Here is a 21,090-nt window from a genome sequence, read left to right as displayed (position 1 = left end):
CCTTCACATGAAATCATACCGGCTAAATACTATAAGTCATCTTTAATAAAAATGCAAAAATGCAAAATCCCGTCGGGATTGTCCAACAGGATTTTTTATAAACTCTGGCCGCTCAAAATTTTCGATTAAGCATCTCACGCTTCGCACTTTCTTGTGTGAAAATATCCTCTCGGGGCACCATACGTTTCGGAAGTGTACGCCCTGCCATAATTTCTTTGGCCGCCTGCATGAGCTGAGGGCCAAGTAACGGATTACATTCCACCACGGCGTTAATCTGTCCGTCCGCCAAAATCTGCAGCGCTTTCCGTGAGCCGTCTACCGACACAATGATGATGTCCTCTCCAGCTTTCAAGCCAGCATCCTGAATTGCCTGAATAGCACCAAAAGCCATCTCGTCATTATGTGCAAAAAGGACTTGTGGTCGTTCCTCTTCCCGAATTTGAAGAAACTCTTCCATCACTTGCCTGCCTTTGTCTTCTGTAAAATCAGCAGGGGCACTTTGCGAGAACACAATATTCTCCTTATCCCCTAAAACACTTCGGAAGCCCTCACCCCGCTGAATAGACGGCGTTGATCCGCTTGTACCCTGCAATTCAGCAATTCGAATCGTTCCTGGTATATTTCTCAGCCGGTCCTGAATATACTTTCCGGCTTTCACACCTTCTTCATAGAAATCTGAACCTATTGTCGTTACAAACAGAGAAGTATCCTTCGCGTCAACGGATCGATCTACGATAATGACAGGAATTCCGGCTTGCTTCGCTTCCTGCAGAATATCATCCCAGCCCGATTCCACCACCGGTGCAATCGCGATCACATCTACTTTTTGCCTGATAAACGAACGAACAGCCTCAAATTGTTTCGTCTGAGACTGCTCTGCATTTTTTATAATAAGGGTAATCCCAGATTCCTTGGCGGCATCCTGAATGGAGGTGGAATTGGCGATACGCCAGGCACTCTCCGTACCCAGTTGCGAAAAGCCCAATATAATCGGTTCTTTAGAAGGCAAGTTATATTCCGCTGATTGCATCCATTCCTCTAACGAGGGCAGGGATTCAACGTTTGACGGGACAGGAGAGGGCTTGGACTCGGATTCAGCCATGGTGCATCCAGAGAGACACAACAGAAGTAGCAGACTCAACCAGTTCACAACTTTTCTCACCAGATCCTTCCCCCTCGAACATCATTTATAACCGCCAATTCCCTCACAGCAATCTGATTTTACGGGTTTATCGTCAATGTGTGATGTGTAGTTAAGTTGCCTTATGTTAAAACAGGTTAATGCAATGATTTGGCGGATACTCGCCGTTCACTGAGAAGTCGTTGGAATAAAATAAAGACAAACAGCATCAGACCGATCACAATCTTCGTCCACCAGGAACTGAGCGTGCCTTCGAAACTAATTATAGTTTGGATAACCCCCTGGATCAATACACCAAGGAACGTGCCGGCTACGTAACCAACGCCACCCGTCAACAATGTTCCCCCGATAACAACCGCTGCAATCGTATCCAGTTCCATACCCATCGCGTGTAAACCATAACCGGATAACATATAGAATGTAAATACAACGCCTGCCAGCGCAGAGCAAAAACCACTGAAGGTATACACCAAAATTTTGGTGCGGGCTACAGGAAGACCCATCAGCATGGCCGATTGCTCACTTCCGCCAATGGCGTAAACATTACGTCCAAAACGGGTGTAGTGGGCAAGGAAGATGGCAAGCAATAAGATGATCAGAGCTATGATTACATTAATGGAAACGAAGCTGCCTCCAGGTAGCGGAATCTTGGCTTGAGCAACGTCCGTATAGAACGAGTTGGTAATTGTAATGGTGTCGGTACTGATGACATAACAGAGTCCCCTTGCAAGAAACATCCCAGCGAGTGTCACAATGAAGGGCTGAATTTTAAAATAATGAATGATGGCTCCCATCAATGTGCCAAACACCGCGCCCATAATAAGCACCAAGGGAATGACAACCGTGGGCGACCAGCCTTGTTTTTCAACCAAACTCGCACTAATAATGGTTGTCAGCGCAATGACCGAACCAACGGACAGATCAATGCCCCCGGATACGATTACAAAGGTCATGCCAATCGCCGTCACAATGAGAAAAGCATTATCAATCAGCAGATTAAACAGAACTTGTGTGGAAAAGAAACCCGTGTAACGGAACGAGCCAATGGCAATCATGACAGCCAGCAAGCCAAAGGTAACCAGAACCGGGAGCAACTTTCGATTAAGATACATGGCGATTCACCCCTTGTTCAGCAGGAAACTTCCGCTTTTTCAGGCGCTCTGCCATAGTCTTGCGGAAAGCATCGGATTGGATTAGACATACGGCGAGCACAACGAAGGCTTTGACAACGAGTGTAACCTCTGGCGGTACACCAATCATGTAGATGGTTGTCGTTAAGGTCTGGATAATCAGCGCACCGACCACCGTACCCATCAGATAGAAACGTCCACCATTCAGCGAAGTTCCACCGATCACGACGGCCAGAATGGCGTCCAGCTCATACCAAAGTCCGGCGTTATTACCGTCCGCACTGGATACATTGGAGCTAAGAATCAATCCTGCAATCCCCGCGCAGAGACCACAGAACACATAAACGGCAAGGATGACGGTTTTGGAACGAATGCCGGCAAGTTGGCTGGCCCGCGCGTTATTGCCAACGGACTCTATAAACAACCCGAGTGCTGTTTTTCTGGTGAGAAGAACGGCAACGAGAAGTACCGTCAATACGATGAAAATCGAAAAAGGCAACGCTGCGAGTGAACCCGCGCCAATGTACTGATATTGTGCATTGGAGACCGTTATAATCTGTCCGTCAGTGATTAATTGGGCAACACCTCGGCCAGCCACCATAAGAATGAGCGTTGCGATAATCGGTTGGATTCGAGCTACGGATACCAGTGCTCCGTTCCACACGCCAAGGACCAGAGAAAGACCGATGGATAACGCAAGTGCACTCAAAACAAGCCAGAGGGAGCTTTGATCCGTTCCTTTACTGATCGACATACAAGCCATCGCCCCCGAGATCGCTACGATCGAACCTACGGACAGATCAATACCGCCGGTTGCAATGACTAGGGTCATACCAATGGATACCAGAATTAGCGGTGCGCCAAAATTGAGAATATCGATCAGACTGCCATATAGATTGCCTTCACGTATCACAAGCGAGAAAAAATCGGGCGAATAAAGCAAGTTAAATAATAAAAGTACACCCAGCATACATAACGGCCAAAACAAATGATGTTTTCGCATCCTGCTCATCATGACGTCAACCTCCTGCCATCGCTTTCATAATTTGCTGCTGATTGATCTCTTCACCACTGAGCTCTTTTACTTTTTTCCGGTCTCGCAGCACGGCTACCCGGTCGCTAACCCGAATCACTTCTTCCAGCTCCGAGGAAATAAACAGAACCCCCATGCCTTGCTTCGACAACGACAGCACCAGCTTCTGAATCTCTGCCTTCGCCCCAATATCTATGCCGCGTGTAGGCTCATCGAGGATCAGCAGATCGGGATTCATCAATAACCAGCGCGCAAGCAAAACTTTCTGCTGATTGCCACCACTCAGGTTTTTGATCAGCTGCTCCGGATTTTTAGGATGAATCTGTAACAGATTGATATATCTCTCCGCAAGCTCATCCTGTTTTTTTCGAGAAATAGGCTTTGACCAGCCCCGTGTCGCCTGATAGGCAAGAACAATGTTCTCCCTGATCGTCAGATCGTCGATGATCCCTTCGGTTTTGCGATTCTCCGAGCAAAAGGCAATATGTTGGTCAATCGCATGCCGCGGTGACTTTACCGAGTTACCTGTATCTGCAACCGTCAACTTGCCTTCGTCCGCACGATCTGCGCCAAAGATCAGACGCGCAATCTCTGTACGCCCCGATCCAAGCAATCCGGCCAAACCCACAACTTCTCCCTTGCGAATCGTTAAGTCAAATGGGTCAATGGCCCCTTTTCGTCCCAATCCCGTTGCGGTAATCATAACCTCCCTTGCATCTGCCTCCACTTCTGTCTCTGATTTCCTTTCGCCCGTTTGCCTTGGAAGTTCCTCCAGTATTTCGAGCTCTTTGCCAATCATCTTGAGCACGAGTTCCATACGAGGAAGCGTGGCGGCAATATACTCCCCTTCGAGTTCACCATTGCGTAGCACGGTCAGGCGATCTGACATTTCGTACACTTGGTCGAGAAAATGAGTGACGAACAGAATCGCCAGTCTTTCACTCTTCAGCTTGCGCATAATCTGGAAGAGCTGCTGCACTTCATTTTTATCCAGACTGGAAGTCGGTTCATCTAAAATAAGGACTTTGGCCGATATGCTAAGTGCTCTTGCAATGGCGATGAGTTGCTGTACCGCTACCGAATAGGTCTGCAGAGGCGCTTTTACGTCGATGACCAGATTTAATCGTTCACGTAACAGCTTCTCCGCATCCTGGTTCATCTGTTTCCAGTTAATTCGGCCAAACTTTATCGGCTCCCGCCCGATATAAATGTTCTCTGCTACCGTCAGATTCGGACAAAGATTCACTTCCTGATATACCGTGCTGATCCCCGCTTTTTGAGCCTCCAGCGGCCCTGATATGGCAAGTGTTCGATTGTCCATCGTTACCGTACCTTCGTCGATCGAGTAAACCCCTGTCAGTACTTTGATCAATGTTGATTTTCCCGCGCCATTCTCACCCATTAGTGCATGAATTTCACCGGGAAACAGGCGAAAGCTGACGTTAGAGAGTGCTTTAACGCCTGGAAAACGTTTGGTAATGCCCGTCATTTGCAGGATGGGGGTGTGATGATCCTCCATATCCATCGCTCCTTTATTGTAGAAGCCGTTCGCATGCGATCGGCCCCCTCCGATTGGATAGAAAAAAGTCATTTAGCGACAGTGAGGTCGAAAAATGACTTTTCGGTGTTAACCGCAGCTGCTTTTAATATTGCCGTGATGGCAGTGCTTCTTTGGCTTGCTCCGATGTAAAGGTCGTTTCTTCCGTGACGATGCGCGGCTCAATCTCTTTGCCGTCCACCACAGCCTGAACCGCCTCCATCAACTGAGGTCCGAGCAGCGGGTTACATTCCACGATAAAATTGATCTTGCCATCCGCTGCTGCCTGCATACCATCTTTCACCGCATCAACGGAGATAATGGTGATATCTACACCTGGTTTTAAACCGGCAGCTTCAATCGCCTGAATGGCGCCAAGTGCCATGTCGTCATTGTGTGCATAGAGAACATCGATTTTTTTATGGGCCTTGAGGAATGCCTGCATAACCTCTTTCCCTTTGGCACGAGTAAAGTCACCGGATTGGGACGCGATCACTTTCAGTTTGGCATTGGAACCAATGACTTCCATAAAGCCTTCCTGACGATCATTCGCTGGAGCAGAACCTGTTGTACCTTGCAGTTCAACAATATTGATCTCCTCTTGTGCATCTTTATACTTATCGCTCAGCCACTGGCCTGCTTTACGTCCTTCTTCTACAAAGTCGGAACCGATAAATGTCTTGTACAAGGATTTATCCGGTGAATCCACGGCACGGTCCGTCAGAATGACCGGAATGCCTGCATCCTTCGCTTCTTTTAAGACCGTATCCCAACCGGACTCAACTACCGGGGAAAAAGCAATCACAGTCACCTTCTGCTGAATAAAAGACCGCAAGGCTTTGATCTGATTTTCCTGTTTCTGCTGCGCGTCCGAGAATTTCAGATCATACCCGGCTTCCTTGGCAGAGTCCTGAATGGATTTGGTGTTGGCTGAACGCCAGCCGCTCTCCGCACCCACTTGAGAAAAACCAAGTGTTATCGTCTTGGAAGTCGCAGGTGCACTTCCGCTATCTCCTCCAGAACTCGCTTGATTTGTACCGGATGTCCCATTACTGCTGTTACACGCTGTGCTTACAAGCATAACCATCGCCAGTGTGATGACGAGTCCCCACTTTTTTTTGCTTCGCATCATGTGATCCTCCCTTTTTCAGTTCACCTTGTGTGGTGTGATCACATTATAAAACGCTTACAACATGCACTTACATGGAATGTGATGCGAATTTTATGTAATAATTTAGTAATTGTGGAGGAGATGTTATAGAAACGTGTAATTTTTTTAGTGAATGGTGTACTATTTTGCGATACGCTTTCATTGGCTAAATTCATGTTATAATAATGCTACGTTTGGATCATGATCCCTTCAGATGGAGTGGAATACGTTGAAACTTGTTAGGTGGATAGCTTCGAGTCTCAGACTTAAATTACTCAGCATGTTCATCATCCTCAGTTCTGTACCGCTGATTATCGTTGGATTAATTTCGTACCACAAGTCATATACCGTTGTATCGAATCACAACAAAGCCTCCACCCAACTGGCTGCCGACCAGCTTGCCAGAAACATTGACATCATGTTTGAAGATACGGAACGGCTGCTAGAACTGGGCAAGAATCCACAAGTTCTACAGTATTTGTACGCGCAGTCCGAGTCGTATGGCGAAGCCAAGTCTATTTTACAGACCTACAATCTCTACCGCGAAACCTACAAATACGATAAGGTACTCAACATCTCATTTGTTAACTTCTATGGCAAAGGCATCAGTGAACGAAAAGGAGTGTTCAAGCTGGATCGTAACCCGCTTCGCAATCCCTATTTTCAGTATCTGGTACAGTACCCAAACGCTATTTTGCGAATTCCTCATGCTGCACCTTATGCGGAATATAACCGTTTGGATGGATTCGTATACCCAAAACAGAATGCGCTTTCAATTATGACGACCGTCAAAGAACGCATTACACACGAAGTGATCGGCTTTATTGTGATTGATATGAATGATTCATTCATTGATGATTTTTTGACTACGACGAAAATTAAGGATTCCGGCTTCTTTTATATTAACGATCAATACGGGAAAACACTTTTCACACCGCCTGCAAGCGAGGCATCCCTCGCCATCATCAACCAGATCAACTCCGTGCCTCTGCACGCAGAGCAAGACAGCTTTAACTTGTCCGCAGGCTCGAAACCGCAGTTTGTTGTATATAGTACATCCAAACAGACGGGATGGAAAATCATCGGAGCTGCGCCTTTTCAAGAAATTATTACGGAGGCCAATGGCATTCGCCAGTTAATTATCATCAGTGTTTTATTAAGCGCATTCTTTGCGATTTCTTTATATTTTTTCCTGAATAACAGACTCATTCATCCCATACAGATTCTCATGAACAAGATGCGCAAAGCGGCCAGCGGATATCTGGAGGTCAAAGTCACCCCTACCGGTTCGGACGAAATCGCGGATTTAGGGCAAAGTTTCAACATTATGCTGGAACAAATTAAAACACTTATTGACCAAAGCATCAAAGAAAATGAACAAGTCAAAATAGCCGAATTGCGAACGTTGCAAGCGCAGATTAACCCTCATTTTCTATACAACACGCTGGAGTCTATCATCTGGATGGCCGAAGCCGAAAAAAAGGAAAGTGTGATCAAGCTGGTTCAGGCGCTCTCCAAGTTCTTTCGGTTGGGTCTGAACAAAGGCTTTGATTGGGTATCGATCCAGACGGAGCTTGAACATGCACGCAATTATCTGGTAATTCAGCAGATGAGGTATCACGATATTTTGACATACGAAATCAAGGTTGAGCAGGAGCTTCAGGAGTATCCCATTCTGAAAATGACTCTACAGCCTTTGATTGAAAACGCCATCTATCATGGCATTAAAAACAAACGTGGTCAAGGGCTCATCTCGATTCAGGGTTACTCGGACGATACAAGTATTGTGCTCACCGTGCAGGACAACGGCATTGGTATGACCACTGAACAACTAACCCAGTTGAGAGAAAAATTAGATCAACCGGCAGGCTCCCGTTCTCCTCAAGAAAATGAGCAAGACGGCGGGTTTGGTCTGCTGAATGTGCATGATCGTATTCGTCTCTATTTCGGCCCGTCTTATGGCATTGAGATGGAAAGCACGTATATGGAAGGAAGTACATTTCAGATTCGCATCCCCAAAAGCAAGGAGGTTCAGCATTGAAAAAGGTAATGATTGTCGATGATGAGATCGGGATTCGGGAGAACATACGTAACAGCGTACAATGGGAGAAGGAAGGTTTTCACTACTGCGGAGATGCACCGGACGGGGAGCTAGCTTTACCCTTAATCGAAGAATGGGCACCTGATATTCTCATTACCGACATTAAAATGCCGTTTATGAACGGTTTAGAGCTGGCCTCTATCATCCGTGCACAAAAACCCCAGATCAAGATCATTATTATGAGCGGACATGATGAGTTCAGTTATGCCCAGGAGGCGATCCGGCTTGGCGTTACCGAATATTGTCTTAAACCCGTTAGCGCAACAGAACTTCTTCAGATATTGCATGAAGTCAGCCAGAAGATGGATGATGAAGAACAACGACTGACTAGCCTTACAATGACCAAAGAAAAATTGCTCGCCGATCTGTGCGGGGGGCTCATCGGCACTTCGGATGCCATCGATTCTGCCAAAAAGCTCTCACTGTCTCTTTCGGCCAAATTCTACACCATCGTCATTATGGATATCAGACCCCATGATGATTCTCAAAATTCGGAGTTATTATTAAATAAAACACTTCGGATTCTGGAGGAATGCTGTAGCGTTGATGTAGAGCTCCTCTCTTACATTCGGAGTCGAACGGAACGGGTGCTGTTGCTTAAATCCAGCTCCGAAGACCGTATTATGGCTTATCTGGAACAGCTTCGAGGACAGATCCGTCTGGATCTGGAGCAACAGCTCCACTGCAGTGTCGTTATTGGCATTGGAAGTCATCAGGAACGCCTGCAAGGCATTCATGTTTCCTATCTGGAAGCAGATGAAGACAAATATATCACGCGTTTGACCCAACAAAACAAAGCCTCGTTACGGGAGATTCACCTGGATGAGAAAATGAATATTTTGTTAGATCGCAGCCGGTTTCTTGAATTTCTCAAGATTGGTGACCCCCATCTGCGTGACAGCTTTGTGCAGGAATTCGCAGCTCCATTACAGTCGATGGACTGGAATTCTTCATCGTATGGCGTTTATTTGTTAAACGATCTTACTCTGGAATCCTTCCGTATCGCGAATCAAATCTTTCGTATGGGCGCCGACCCGGACGAGAACATTCGGAGCTTGCAGCAGATGATCCGGGGAATTACAAGCTGGGAAGCCTGTACCCAATACTTGTGTGATCTGCTCGATCAATTATGGCAGCGGAGAGCAGCCTCTTCGGGCAAATACAGTGATGTCATTGATCAGGTCAAAGCGTATGTGTCTGGGCAATACAATAACGAGCAGGTTTCCTTGAAGAGTATCTCAGCACATGTACGTATTAGCCCAAGTCATCTCAGTAAAATTTTCAGCCAGGAAACCGGTCAGACCATAACGGAATACTTAACCCAAGTGAGAATCGGCAAAGCCAAAGAACTGCTGAAAACAACGAGCAACAAGACATTTGAGATTGCGTTCAAGGTCGGATATAACGATCCACACTATTTTTCAAATATATTCAAGAAAACAACCGGATGTACGCCCAAGGAATATCGCACACGGGGGGCCGTGGTACCCGATGAATCGTCTGTGGACATGAGAAAAGAGCCCATGTATGAGTAAGCTCCAAAGGGCTCGCTGGCTCTTGCTGTTGATCTTGCTTGCATCACTGGTAACCTCTTGCACAAGAGCCCCTTCGAGTCCAACGATACATTCGGAATCAGGCGCTTTACATCCCAAAAGTCAGGAAATAAGCCAGTATGTTGCTACAGCTGTGGAACCATCCGCGTCCAAAAATAAAACCTTCGGAATCATCTATCCGATGACCTATCCGACATATGAGATGATCACGATGGATGCTGCGCAATCTGCTGAAAAACATCATGTGACGCTTACCGTCAACGCGCCAGACGAAGCAAGTACCGAACAGCAAATACGCATTCTGGAAAACATGATCAAACAACATGTTGACGGGATCGCCATCGCTCCTATTGATATTGCCGCGCTTACACCGGTCATTCTTAAAGCTGCGGCAGCAGGTATTCCGGTGATTACATTTGAATCCGATGCCCCTTCCAGCGAACGGGTGGCGTATGTCGGAGCAGACAATTATCAAACCGGGCGACAGTTTGCTCAGACCACAGCCAGGCTACTGAATAATGAAGGCATGATTCTAGTCGAAAGTGGTATGGAAGAGATGGTTGGTCTACAGCAACGTCTGGACGGATTCATTGATTATATTCGTAATGACACTGACATCGAAATTTTGGAAGTCAGATACAATCAAGGCAATGAAGATCGAGCGGTCAACGATATTGAATCCATGATTGATGCACACCCCCATTTTAATGCAGTGGTGGGGCTGGATTTTGTATCCGTTTCAGCCTCTGCACTCGTTTGGAAAGCCAAGGGCTTGAACCGGCATCTTATTGCTTTTGGTGGCAATTCAATTAGTGAGGAAGGACTGTTAAATGGGCAGATATCAGCCGTGATTTCGCAAAACGAACAGGTATGGGGAACAAAAATGATTGAGACGTTGCTGCGTGCAAGTGAAGGACTTCCTGTTGAGAATTTTATTAACACTGGGATAAAGGAAATCAACCAAACTGAGGTTACATCTGAATAGTAACGAATCAAAATCACCCTATAGAAATACCCTTTCAGAGGGCTTAGCTATAGGGTGATTTTGAATTGAATCATGTGAGAAGTATTATTTTTTAGCAGGCATATCAGCTACGACTGAAGACCGCAAGCCCTCAATGAGGATAAATAACGTCAAGGCTTGTCCATACCCCATCGGACTGATCGGTATATCTTTATAAAACTGTGCATCATTCCCCACAGGCGTTCCATAAGATACCTGCTGCACAACTCCGTCTTCATTAATATGTCGCAGCACGGCTTCAAGTGCCTTCATGCCGATACCCCGATAGGACTCGTCCAGGTAGCCGTATCGGATTCCCTTGAGAATTCCGTATCCAAACGCTGCCGTTGCGGACGTTTCTTTATAGGAGTCTGGATCATCCAGTACCGTGTGCCACATGCCATCCTCATGCTGCAGCTTGCTAAGTGCTCTGACTTGTGCAGTCGCTGTATCTAACAGATAAGACTTCAGCCCATCTTCAATGGGGATGATATTTAGAAAATCCATCACTCCGGCCGTATACCACGCATTGCCTCTCCCCCAATGAACAGCACCATAGTTATGGTTTTCATTGAAATCCCAGCCGTGATAGAACAATCCGGTTTGTTTATTGTACAGATATTTAATATGCACAAGGAACTGTCGCTTGGCTTCTTCCACATAGGCTGGTTTCTCAAAGTGCACTCCTGCTTTGGCCAAAAACAACACCGTCATAAACAGTGTATCAATCAGAATTTGTCCGTCATTCGCATCTCCCGTGATCATATGCTGGAACGCGCCATCTCCGGTTCGCAGCAGTTCCTCCATAATCCAGTTGCTCCATTCTTTACAGACACGTTCATACTTCTCGTTCCCGGTCAATTCACATATTGAAATCAACGTAAGCAACGGTGCACAGGTATTCACATTTTTCTCTGGTAGTCCTTCGTTGAGCCTAGCATCGTACCATGATTCAAGAAAACGAAGCACCTCTGCGTCCTTTGTTGCTTCATAGAGCTGAAGGAGACCGTAAAGTCCGACCCCTTGCGGCCATTCCCATAGATGAATGTCGATCAGCCCAATCGGAAACTGCTCGTTGATGCTTGTATTTTTCATCGATTTCATTGCATCAGATACCTTGCTTATGTTCTCCATAAGCATATCTTGATTCAGCATGATTGTTTCACTCCCCAGATTTTATTCCACACGATTCAACGTTTGATGTTATCTAGATGCAACTGTCCCATAACACCATGACCTGCATGTACGATTTCCTCTCCTTGGACAAATAAAGGTTTGTTCATTCCCCACTGAACGGAACCGTATATCGGATCGGTCAGGCTAAGCGTCAGAGAAGTACTGTCGAATTGCGGGCTGGAAGAACGAACTTGGTCTATAAAATGGCTAAATGATCCGAATTGCGATTCATTGCCTGCTCTGATAATCCAGGCATTACGCAATCCGGGGGAAACAAGCTCACGCTCTCTTGTCACTCCGTTCCTCTCCATGCTCGTTCCATTCGCTGCATATAGAGCCACATACCCTTTATTCAGACAGCCAAAATACCAATTCTCATGTTTCTCCCATGTTGTGAAAAATGACGTAGGAAAATAAGCATGTGTCCAATCCGAAGTATGCGTTGCCGGAATATCAAACATCATCAAAGCGATCGCTTCATGCTGAACAACGTCAGGCAAAATACCATTTCCAGCCCAGAAACAAGGTCTACCATCCCCATGTTTGTATATCTCTGCGGGATGATTCACCCATACCTGCGCCTCTGGCGACAGGGACAGATGGTTGACATGCTCCTGATAACCTGGCTTGCCTGGTCTAAAGTTTATAATGGAGGACAGTGCGTATGCTGCTGTTCGATAGTGATAGAGTTTGGCATACCCGCCCTTGCCCTGCTGATTAGTAAACGTTAGCTGTTCATTTTCCTCAAGCAAGAGATGTTTCTGATACTCCGCAGGAGGCATGTAATCGGATAAACTCAAGCCCACATTGCTGATTGAATAATTGTTCACATGACCGACACCATAACCGATCCAGCACATAGACGTTGTTCCCGCGGCATAACTCCCCAGCAATTCTTTCTCGTAGCTACGGCCAAACGTGGTTGACATCACCCCTTGATGCATCTGAATCGTAATATAATAAAATAACAAATCCATTGCTTTTTTCGCTTGCTCTCTAAGCTGTTCATTCTGAGCAAACTCATAGATATGCAGGAGTCCAACGGCATCAATGGGAATGTACGCACTGGAATTCCATTCTGCCAATCCTTCTTCCATAAAGCGTTCAAACCATAAAGCAAGTCTCTTCTCTGCCTTCTGACGATGAACTTCGCCGTTTTCCCCACTGTTGCTGAACATTTCGTCCCCGAACAGTTGTCCGGCTAACAGCTCGTTTGTATGGAACAACAAGGCATGATTCTCACTGAAAAACCACATCACATCATCGCCTGGTTCATCAATCCAGTAACGATAGTTCAGAATACTTGCTTTGACCCGATCCCAGAACGCTTCACTGAACAAACCGCTATTTCGTTCATCTCTCCACAGCCGGAAAAGTCCAACTAGATAAAAATCACTGCAATCCTTCCGTTGCTCGATGCCTTCTATGCCTTCCAGCAGCATGTTCTCCGCCTCTTGCACATCACCATTGGTTTTGAGCGTGGCGATCGCTGTGTGAATGTTAGAGCTTCCCTTCCCTGCGATACATTGCAAAGCCAAAGATTTCCGTGCTTCCATATCCTTCGCTTGCTGAGCAGCCTCATCGTAACGGGTATCGTAGGATTGGCAGCCAAACTTCTTCGTCAGAACTACGTTTGAAACCGAAAGGGTCAGCGTGAAATAGACGTAATGATGTCCAATTTCATTGGTATGTCCCAGAACCAGCTCCGCTTCCTTCTCGGCGATCTGTATCGTCTTATTCTCGGTGCCATCAAAGAAATTGCCATACTGGATATGCATTTCTCTGACGATGTCTGGCAAGGGAAGCGGAAGCTTAAGTCTAATCTGTTCACCTCTGAAAATATCAGAAGGAAAATAGGCTTGTTCCAAGGCACGTTCTGCAGCTTGCACAGGCTCTACCAAATGAGATGCTATAGGCAGCGAAATATGCAATTCTTCGTTTCCAAGGTATTCTAAGGCAAAAGCATACATCGTATCTCGTTCAGCCAGATCCTCCCAGCAGGCATAAATCTCATTGATTCCGGCTACAAGATCGGCTTGAATCACGATTTCCTGCTCCTTGTTACGAATAAGCGGTGCAAAGTCCGTTACCTGTGCTCCATTGATCCACAGGGTCAAGCTTCCGTATGTTTTAATCCGGAATGAGGCCGTATGAGCGATTGGAGATACGAGGCGTGTCGCCGCATAACTGCGAAGATGGGTAGGCACAAACCAGAAACCTGATTTCTCTACTCGTGGATTACCCCAGGGAGAATAGATCTCCCATGGCATCCCCTCCTGCTCTCCGCGAAATGGATCTCCGGGACCCGGAAACTCACTCCATTGATCAAAAAACCGGGATAAGGGCTGTGATCTTCTATTTTCAACAAATTCCTGCCTGCACGGGTTTTCGTGAATGGCAAATCCATCGATTAGCCAATCATTAATATCTCCCTCCATCGTTGTTGGAACAAAGGTAACAGGCTTCGTATATATACCACTGATCAACCAATGATTGATCACTTGATCTCCGCCTAGTTTCATCGGCTTGTAATTCAACGTATCCGTCCCGCCCTGGGTGGATTCTATCATTTAACTCATCCTTTCATGCCTGAAGTAATCATACCGCTGACAAAATAACGCTGGAAAACCATAAATACAATTAAGACCGGAAGCATCGTGATGACAGACATCGCAAGCAGGCTTCCCCAATCGACGTTGTATTCCCCAATAAAATTAGAGAGCGCCAGCTGGATCGTATATTTAGATGGATCACTAATTGCGATTAACGGCCATACAAAATCATCCCATCTCCACATAAAAGAGAAGATCGCAAGTACAGCCAGAATGGGCTTGGCTATCGGAAGAATAATGCTCCAGTAAATTTTCCATTCGCCAGCTCCATCCATACGAGCCGCTTCTAACAACTCATCCGGTACGGTCAGCAAATATTGCCGCATAAGGAATACACCTGTCGGCGTTGCTGCAGGCGGAATGATGATGGCAAGCAGGCTGTTATATAAACCAAGTGCACTTAGCACTTTGAAGATTGGGATCATAATGACCTCAATCGGGATCATAAGTGTTGAGATAAAAGCAATAAGTATAATGGAGCTTCCACGGAAACGATATTTTGCGAGTGCAAACCCCGCCATGGAATTGATCAATAACAGCAATAACGTTGAAGATATCGTGACGATCGTGCTATTCATAAAATACAAGCCAAAATCGCCTTTTTTGAATGCCGCCTTAAAATGTTCGAAGGTCACTGGATCTGGCCACAATTTAGGAGGAAAGCTGTATAGATCGCTATTGGTTTTCAGCGCAGAGATCACAACCCATAGTACAGGCAGGAGCCATAACACTGCGGCCACACTCAATATACTGTAGATTGCAATTTTGGCCATAGGTTTCATCACCATCAGACAGCTCCTCCTTTCGATAGGCGGAATTGAAGTGCCGAAAATCCGCCGATGAGAATAAACAGAATGACCGACATGGCACTGGCAAGACCTAATTCCTGCCTGTTAAATCCAATCTCATAAATGTATTGAACAATAAAGGTCGTTTCTTTACCTGGCCCACCGCCTGTAAGCGCAAACATAAGTGGGAAGGCTTTAAACGCGTCAATCAGACAAAGCATAACCACGAGTAAACTTGTCGGCTTCAATAGCGGCAGGGTAATATAACGAAACACTTTGGTGCCCGTTGCTCCATCCAAGCGAGCGGCCTCATAATAATCTGTGGGTATAGCTTGCAATCCCGCGATAAAAATGACCATGAAAAATCCCGCTCGTGACCACACCGTCGCAACTATGACAGCCGTATTGGCCCAGAAAGATGAGGTTAGAAAGCCTACAGGTTCTGCACCTGCCATCGTTAACAGATGATTCAGAATACCGAAGGAATCTCCGAAAATCCACTTCCAGGTTAAACCTACAATGATAAAGGAAATCATGGTCGGCCAGTAAAAGATAGCTCTGAAGAAACCTCGCATCCGAATCTCGCGCGCCAGCAACAACGCAATGCCTAAAGCCGCTGCATAAATTAATGGAACAACAATGACAGCATAAACGCCTGTTCGTCCTATGGTTGACCAAAACTCCTGATCCGTCAGAATCTTCAAATAATTGTCCAGCCCATTAAATTTCATCGGATTCAACCCATCATAGACATGGAATGAATAGTACAGTCCTAATAAAGAGGGAAAGACAATAAATGTACTAAAGATCAGGAGATTCGGAAGTATGAACAGATACGGAGCGATGAGAAGCTTCCTGTTCTGTTTTGCCAAGGTTTTCGGATTGGATCGTTGTGTTTCGCTCATCTGTGTGCTCCTTCCTTCCTATAAATACATGGAAAGGGGGCCTGACAGGAATCGCTAAGCCCCCGTTGTGATGACCACGTAACTTTAGGTCACGCTTTGGTGTTATTGACTGGCAATCGCTTCATTAATCTTCTTGGCCATAATGTCCAAGGCCTGTTGCGGAGTTGCTTTGTCGGATAATACGTCCATAATATTATTTTTCAAGTCCGTTGAAATTTTGGAGATCAGCGTTTGTCTGGACCAGTCATTCGCCGCAAGAGGCGAACTGTTTTTCAGTTCATCGGAGAATATTTCAAACATCTCCTTGCCAAATTCATAATTCAGTGTGGAACTGTCCTTCCTCGGACTCATGAACAAGGACTCTTGATTATATTTGGAATTCACTTCTTTCGACGTTAAATATTCAATAAACTTGGCAGCTTCCTCTTCCTGTCCGCTTCCCTTAAAGGCCATAAGGAACTTCCCTCCGGGTACGGAAGAACGCTGCGTACCTTTTGGCATGTAGGTGACACCCCATTCGAAGTCGGTAATATCCTTATAATTGCTAATCATCCAGTTGCCAGCCCAGTGAGCGGCTACCGTACCGGAACGGAACAAGTTGTTCGGATTCTCTCCACCGAGCCATACCGATTCAGGCATGATACCCTCTTGATGAAGCTGTTTGAACATCTCCATGGAGCGAATTCCGGCTTCACTGTTAATCGCCGCAGCACTGCCATCCTCTGTCAAGATGCTTCCGCCATTCTGGTACAACAGCGTAGACCACCGGTGGGGAGTGACATCCCAAACCATGCCATACCGTGCTCCTCCTTTGTCCATCACCTGCTTTAATGCAGCGATATATTCATCCCAAGTCCATACTTCATCTGGAGAAGTTGGCACCTTGACACCGGCTTTATCAAACAAGGTTTTGTTATAAATCAATCCATTCGCTGTAACGTCCATCGGCGCGGCTACCAGTTTGTTGTCCATAATATAGTAAGGTTTGAGCGAGTCGATAAATTGATCTTGGAATTGTTCCGCATTCTGTACATAAGGGGTAAGATCAACAGCCTGATTGGCAAAAGACCCCGTATCCGTCACCCTAGTCAAGGCTGGTGGTTTGCCTCCAGATAACATCGTTTTCAACTTGGTTTGGATATCCTTGAAGCCAACTTCAATCAGATTGATTTTTACGTTGGTATTGCTTTGCTCGTATTCTTTAATAATCTCCTTGATGACTTCTCCTTCTTTCCCATCTGAGAACCATAAGAAATCAAGAGATTTTTGTTTCCCACTTTCGTTGTTACCCGCACTTCCACAAGCACTCAGCAGGATGAGCACAGCTGTCAGTAACACGCTGATGCTCATCTTAAACCATGTTTTTCTTGTCATTTTAACCTCTCCTTAAGAAGAATTAATGATTTTGGGATACATGAAGTAATTCGTTTTTACGGAACAACTGTGGAGAAACACCGACGTATTGTTTGAATGCTCTGCTGAAATACACAGGTGTATTGAAGCCTAATGTCTCGGATATAGACAAAATCGGTGCATCGGTAGACAGCAACAGCTTTTTGGCCTCTGCCACCCTTTTGCGTATGACATAATTGCTGATGGTATATCCCGTTGTTTCTTTAAAGGAATGACAAATATAATATTTATTCAAATGTAGTGTTTTGGAAAGTTCATCAAGCGAAACGTTCTCCGCATAATTTTGGTTCAAATAATGAAGAACTCGGCTCACACTGGACTGCTTCTGTGAAGAAATCAGAATCGGATCGACCGATTGCTCCGTAGTCATTTTTCGATAAATCCGCAGTAGCAACTGAGTAAGAATCAATTTAACCATCGTTTTACATCCCGCACTTCGGGCATCCATCTCCTCTTTAATTCCTTTAAATGTACTTGAGATGTATTCACGCTCCTCTGGGGACCAATGTATCAATAAACCGTCGGGGTGACGGAAAATAGACATCAGATTCTCTAATTGACTAAGCTCAAGCATGTCTAATAGCAATATTTCCGTAAAATTAACAAAACTTCGCTTGTACACAATCTCTCTCGAAGGATTAATCCGATGAGGAACTCCACCTCTGAAAATAAACATATCCCCAGGCTTCGGCTTATAGATTCGGTCACCGATCAAGAAGGTTGCATCCCCCTGAATAAAATAATGAATCTCATACCCGTTATGTGTGTGAATGGGCCATTCATCCTGAAAATTGTCAGCTTCTGAGCGCACATAAACTTCATTTTCCTGCAATGCCATATTCGTCGGGGTGTGTATAGTTAACATCAATAAAGATCTCCCTTCTCTGAATATAAATAGCAATATAGTTTAATCTTTTGTAATGATAGCGCTTTACAATGAATTGTATCACAGATATTTCGAACTAATATAAACTATATTGCTGTATTGTTGATCACAATTGTTGCAAATGATTCCAAAGGATCTCTACCATCTAAATGCTGGAAATAAAAAAACACGCCATAGCTCTTAGTCTATGACGTGGTGGATCAATCATTATTGAATATTACCTCCCGGTTTGTTTCCTGATCTTATCCTTCTTTATTAATTTATCAATAATCAGACCCAATGCTGTCCAAAAGAGTAGATGTAATCCACAAATGAGAGGTTTAAACAAGTACGTTATCTCCGGGTTCAAATTGATGTCTGTTAGCCAGCGGTTTAATAGTGGATTGAATGGATTCGTTAAATATATCAAAATGTTTTTATCGTCATTGCCCGTTAGGTTATTGAAACACACCAGTAATGAGAAAAGGACTAACCAAAAGGTCAGCCTTTTAAATATGTTCATCTTCGTCTGTCCCTCCTCTCTAAACAAGTTGAGGCTCATCGGCTCAATCCAGCATCCAGCATAGAGATGTTATTCAAACCCTTTGTATGCCGAATGTCAAAGCTCGAACAACCTCCCCATCGATAAGTTGCTCACTGATCCGCTGGAAACCAAGAGATTCGTATAAGGCGCCGGCAACGTGATTATCAGGCCTATGTCCAATTAGAATGCGTTTGCAGTTTAGTGTCTTTTGTATCCTTTGAATCAAAGCACAAAGTGCTTCTTTTCCATATCCTCTGCCCTGATATTTACTATCAATCATCAAAGCAGGCAACCAATAATCACCCTCGTCATGCTCTTGATCGGAGTACACTGCAAAACCTACCAAATCTAAGTCCTTGTAGATGGCCATGGGTTGAAAGTCAGTGACAAACCTGGACTCAGCCAACCAATATACCACGGGTGCAGGGAACGCCTTTTTCTGTTCTTCACTTACCTGTAATTGAGTACAAGCAAACCAATCATCCATCGAAACCGTTCTAACCTGAATAGTCATTTAAAAATCCTCCTAATGGTTTTCTTCGTTTTCTAACGCACATATTCAACTGTTTTCTCATAATACATCACTCCTTTCACATAGGCATAGGTACTTCGGTGTTTTAAGTTCATTACCTAATCTGATCACCGATCTCCAAAAGCATAGGACTATGTTTAGTCAGTTCAGAGAGCTCAAAGGGTTTATTGGCAGCCAACGCTGTTCGAGCGCTAATTGCTCCTTCCGACTTCCAGATCGAATAAATATATTTGGATAAGGCATATCCATTCAAGACGTACCCTCGATCTTGTAGCTGTATGAACAACTTCGCACTCTCTTCAGACTGCTCAATATCCGCTAGAATACAAGCCAGATTGTTTAGCGCAATATGAATATCTCTCTGTGAGTTTCTGCTTGAATTCACATCTTCCCAACTGCCGACAACTTCTTCTTTTTTCATTGGCTCTAAGAAAGCCCAATCGATGTTACCTATTAAATGCATCGTTTCATGCAGAAGTACATCTACTTGTCTTTCGTCTCTGGTGTGATACAGATAAGCTAGACGTTGTTTATTATATGTAATTCTAGCAAAAAGAAGATTGTCCCACTGCTGATCTTCTTCAATAAGCCGTTTCATATGTTCTAAGACTTCCGGCATCTCGCTGTATCTCTCTAATGCCCAGAACGTACCGCTTAAGGCCCGATGGCTCTCAAAACGAACGACGCGATTGCAATCCAATCTTGGCGCATGATCGCAAGCATATCGATACCAGTCAATCCAATGGTTGAAGTAATTCCCCAGAGACAACGACAAAGCCTGTGTGGAATCAGAAACGATCCAATGATACTGTTCAGGGGAAAGAATCTGCTTTCCCCATTCGAAAAATGCCAAATGATTGGCATAAAGTGGCTCCGGATCTCTTAAAAGGGCATAGGCTTCTGGTGAATGATTTATAGCTTCGAACGCTCGCTGTAACTGGGCAAACTCCTCCGGGCTAATGATACCCTTTTCAACAAAATGTACAAAACGCTGGAGATTGAATTGTTGCTTGAAACCCTCGATCCCGATGATGTCACTGTGTTGAACAACCGTATCAATATCAACATCAATGTATCCACTCTCTGAGAGGAGCCGCGGCAAACTTCTGCCAATTAACCGATTACCCCCATGTTGTGCCACATAGTCCGCGATTTTCATTAATACGGTATGCAACGCTGGTATATCTGGATTCACTGCCCCAAAAACAACATCGTCAACATCAATAATGGCCAGTCGGCCACCAGGCTTGAGCACACGATAAATTTCTTGCGCAGCTTCAATCGGATTGTTCAGGTGAAGAAAAATCAGCCTAGCCACCACAAAATCGAATGAGTTATCCGGCAGATCCATCTGATAAATGGAAGACTCCACAAATTGCAGCCGCTCGGAAGAAACGTCCTTCAGCCGTTCTTTGGCTTGCGCCTGTAACGTACGATCGATCTCAAGCGAGGTGATCTCGCTGCCCGGTAGACTGTTCAGTAATTGTTCTGTGATGTAGCCTGGTCCGCTTCCGACCTCTAATACACGCATTCCATTTTTGAGCCCATACCACGACAGATTACGAAATTCCTTGAACCAACCCATACCGGCTTATATCTTTAACCTC

General features: G+C 45.2%; 16 protein-coding genes. 3 read left to right on the top strand and 13 right to left on the bottom strand.

Annotation, left to right across the window (positions count from 1 at the left end; translation table 11 throughout):
- Positions 1-112: 112 nt before the first annotated feature.
- The 5 genes from Q9R46_RS07500 to Q9R46_RS07480 form a co-directional block, all read right to left on the bottom strand.
- Positions 113-1,162 (bottom strand): ABC transporter substrate-binding protein, encoded by a 1,050-nt coding sequence (locus Q9R46_RS07500; protein WP_311279476.1) that lies wholly within the window; start codon positions 1,160-1,162, stop codon positions 113-115.
- A gap of 116 nt (positions 1,163-1,278) precedes the next feature.
- Positions 1,279-2,253: a galactofuranose ABC transporter, permease protein YjfF gene (gene yjfF, locus Q9R46_RS07495; RefSeq protein WP_145330067.1), complete on the bottom strand. Its 975-nt coding sequence runs from the start codon at positions 2,251-2,253 to the stop codon at positions 1,279-1,281.
- Positions 2,243-3,286, bottom strand: coding sequence for an ABC transporter permease (locus Q9R46_RS07490; protein ID WP_311279475.1), 1,044 nt, complete (start codon positions 3,284-3,286; stop codon positions 2,243-2,245). Before Q9R46_RS07490 ends, yjfF begins: the two co-directional genes overlap by 11 nt.
- Positions 3,287-3,290: 4 nt before the next feature.
- Positions 3,291-4,823 carry a sugar ABC transporter ATP-binding protein gene (locus tag Q9R46_RS07485; RefSeq protein ID WP_311279474.1) on the bottom strand — a complete coding sequence of 511 codons (1,533 nt, stop codon included), beginning with the start codon at positions 4,821-4,823 and terminating at the stop codon, positions 3,291-3,293.
- A gap of 124 nt (positions 4,824-4,947) precedes the next feature.
- Positions 4,948-5,973 (bottom strand): ABC transporter substrate-binding protein, encoded by a 1,026-nt coding sequence (locus Q9R46_RS07480; RefSeq protein ID WP_311279473.1) that lies wholly within the window; start codon positions 5,971-5,973, stop codon positions 4,948-4,950.
- A gap of 247 nt (positions 5,974-6,220) precedes the next feature.
- On the opposite strand from Q9R46_RS07480, the gene Q9R46_RS07475 reads away from it, so the two are divergent.
- Genes Q9R46_RS07475 through Q9R46_RS07465 form a run of 3 tightly spaced genes read left to right on the top strand, consistent with a single transcriptional unit; the run spans position 6,221 to position 10,630 of the window.
- Positions 6,221-8,032 (top strand): sensor histidine kinase, encoded by a 1,812-nt coding sequence (locus Q9R46_RS07475; RefSeq protein WP_311279472.1) that lies wholly within the window; start codon positions 6,221-6,223, stop codon positions 8,030-8,032.
- Entirely contained in the window at positions 8,029-9,627 is a 1,599-nt protein-coding gene (locus Q9R46_RS07470) for a response regulator transcription factor (RefSeq protein WP_311279471.1), read from the top strand. The genes Q9R46_RS07475 and Q9R46_RS07470 overlap by 4 nt, the downstream gene beginning before the upstream one ends.
- Entirely contained in the window at positions 9,620-10,630 is a 1,011-nt protein-coding gene (locus Q9R46_RS07465) for a sugar ABC transporter substrate-binding protein (protein ID WP_311279470.1), read from the top strand. Before Q9R46_RS07470 ends, Q9R46_RS07465 begins: the two co-directional genes overlap by 8 nt.
- A gap of 84 nt (positions 10,631-10,714) precedes the next feature.
- Here Q9R46_RS07465 and bglB read toward each other — a convergent pair whose 3' ends face one another.
- The 8 genes from bglB to Q9R46_RS07425 form a co-directional block, all read right to left on the bottom strand.
- Positions 10,715-11,803, bottom strand: a complete 1,089-nt coding sequence (gene bglB / locus Q9R46_RS07460; RefSeq protein ID WP_311279469.1) for a beta-galactosidase BglB — start codon at positions 11,801-11,803, stop codon at positions 10,715-10,717.
- Positions 11,804-11,838: 35 nt separating this feature from the next.
- Positions 11,839-14,394: a hypothetical protein gene (locus Q9R46_RS07455; protein WP_311279468.1), complete on the bottom strand. Its 2,556-nt coding sequence runs from the start codon at positions 14,392-14,394 to the stop codon at positions 11,839-11,841.
- A gap of 5 nt (positions 14,395-14,399) precedes the next feature.
- Positions 14,400-15,224: a carbohydrate ABC transporter permease gene (locus Q9R46_RS07450; RefSeq protein WP_154886269.1), complete on the bottom strand. Its 825-nt coding sequence runs from the start codon at positions 15,222-15,224 to the stop codon at positions 14,400-14,402.
- A complete protein-coding gene (locus tag Q9R46_RS07445; protein ID WP_311279467.1) occupies positions 15,224-16,129 on the bottom strand; it encodes a carbohydrate ABC transporter permease in 906 nt (301 codons plus the stop codon). The genes Q9R46_RS07450 and Q9R46_RS07445 overlap by 1 nt, the downstream gene beginning before the upstream one ends.
- Positions 16,130-16,231: 102 nt before the next feature.
- Positions 16,232-17,503: an ABC transporter substrate-binding protein gene (locus Q9R46_RS07440; RefSeq protein ID WP_311279466.1), complete on the bottom strand. Its 1,272-nt coding sequence runs from the start codon at positions 17,501-17,503 to the stop codon at positions 16,232-16,234.
- 22 nt (positions 17,504-17,525) lie between these two features.
- Positions 17,526-18,407, bottom strand: coding sequence for a helix-turn-helix domain-containing protein (locus Q9R46_RS07435; protein ID WP_311279465.1), 882 nt, complete (start codon positions 18,405-18,407; stop codon positions 17,526-17,528).
- A 596-nt stretch (positions 18,408-19,003) separates the two neighbouring features.
- Positions 19,004-19,465, bottom strand: a complete 462-nt coding sequence (locus tag Q9R46_RS07430) for a GNAT family N-acetyltransferase (protein ID WP_311279464.1) — start codon at positions 19,463-19,465, stop codon at positions 19,004-19,006.
- Positions 19,466-19,577: 112 nt separating this feature from the next.
- The gene (locus Q9R46_RS07425; RefSeq protein ID WP_311279463.1) at positions 19,578-21,068 is read right to left on the bottom strand and encodes a methyltransferase domain-containing protein; all 1,491 of its coding nucleotides are present in this window, start codon (positions 21,066-21,068) and stop codon (positions 19,578-19,580) included.
- Positions 21,069-21,090 lie beyond the last annotated feature (22 nt).

Source organism: Paenibacillus sp. RRE4 (assembly GCF_031844205.1).
Taxonomy (GTDB): domain Bacteria; phylum Bacillota; class Bacilli; order Paenibacillales; family Paenibacillaceae; genus Paenibacillus; species Paenibacillus xylanexedens_B.
The sequence above is the reverse complement of the archived record's forward strand: the minus strand, read 5'-3'. Positions and strand labels throughout refer to the sequence as shown.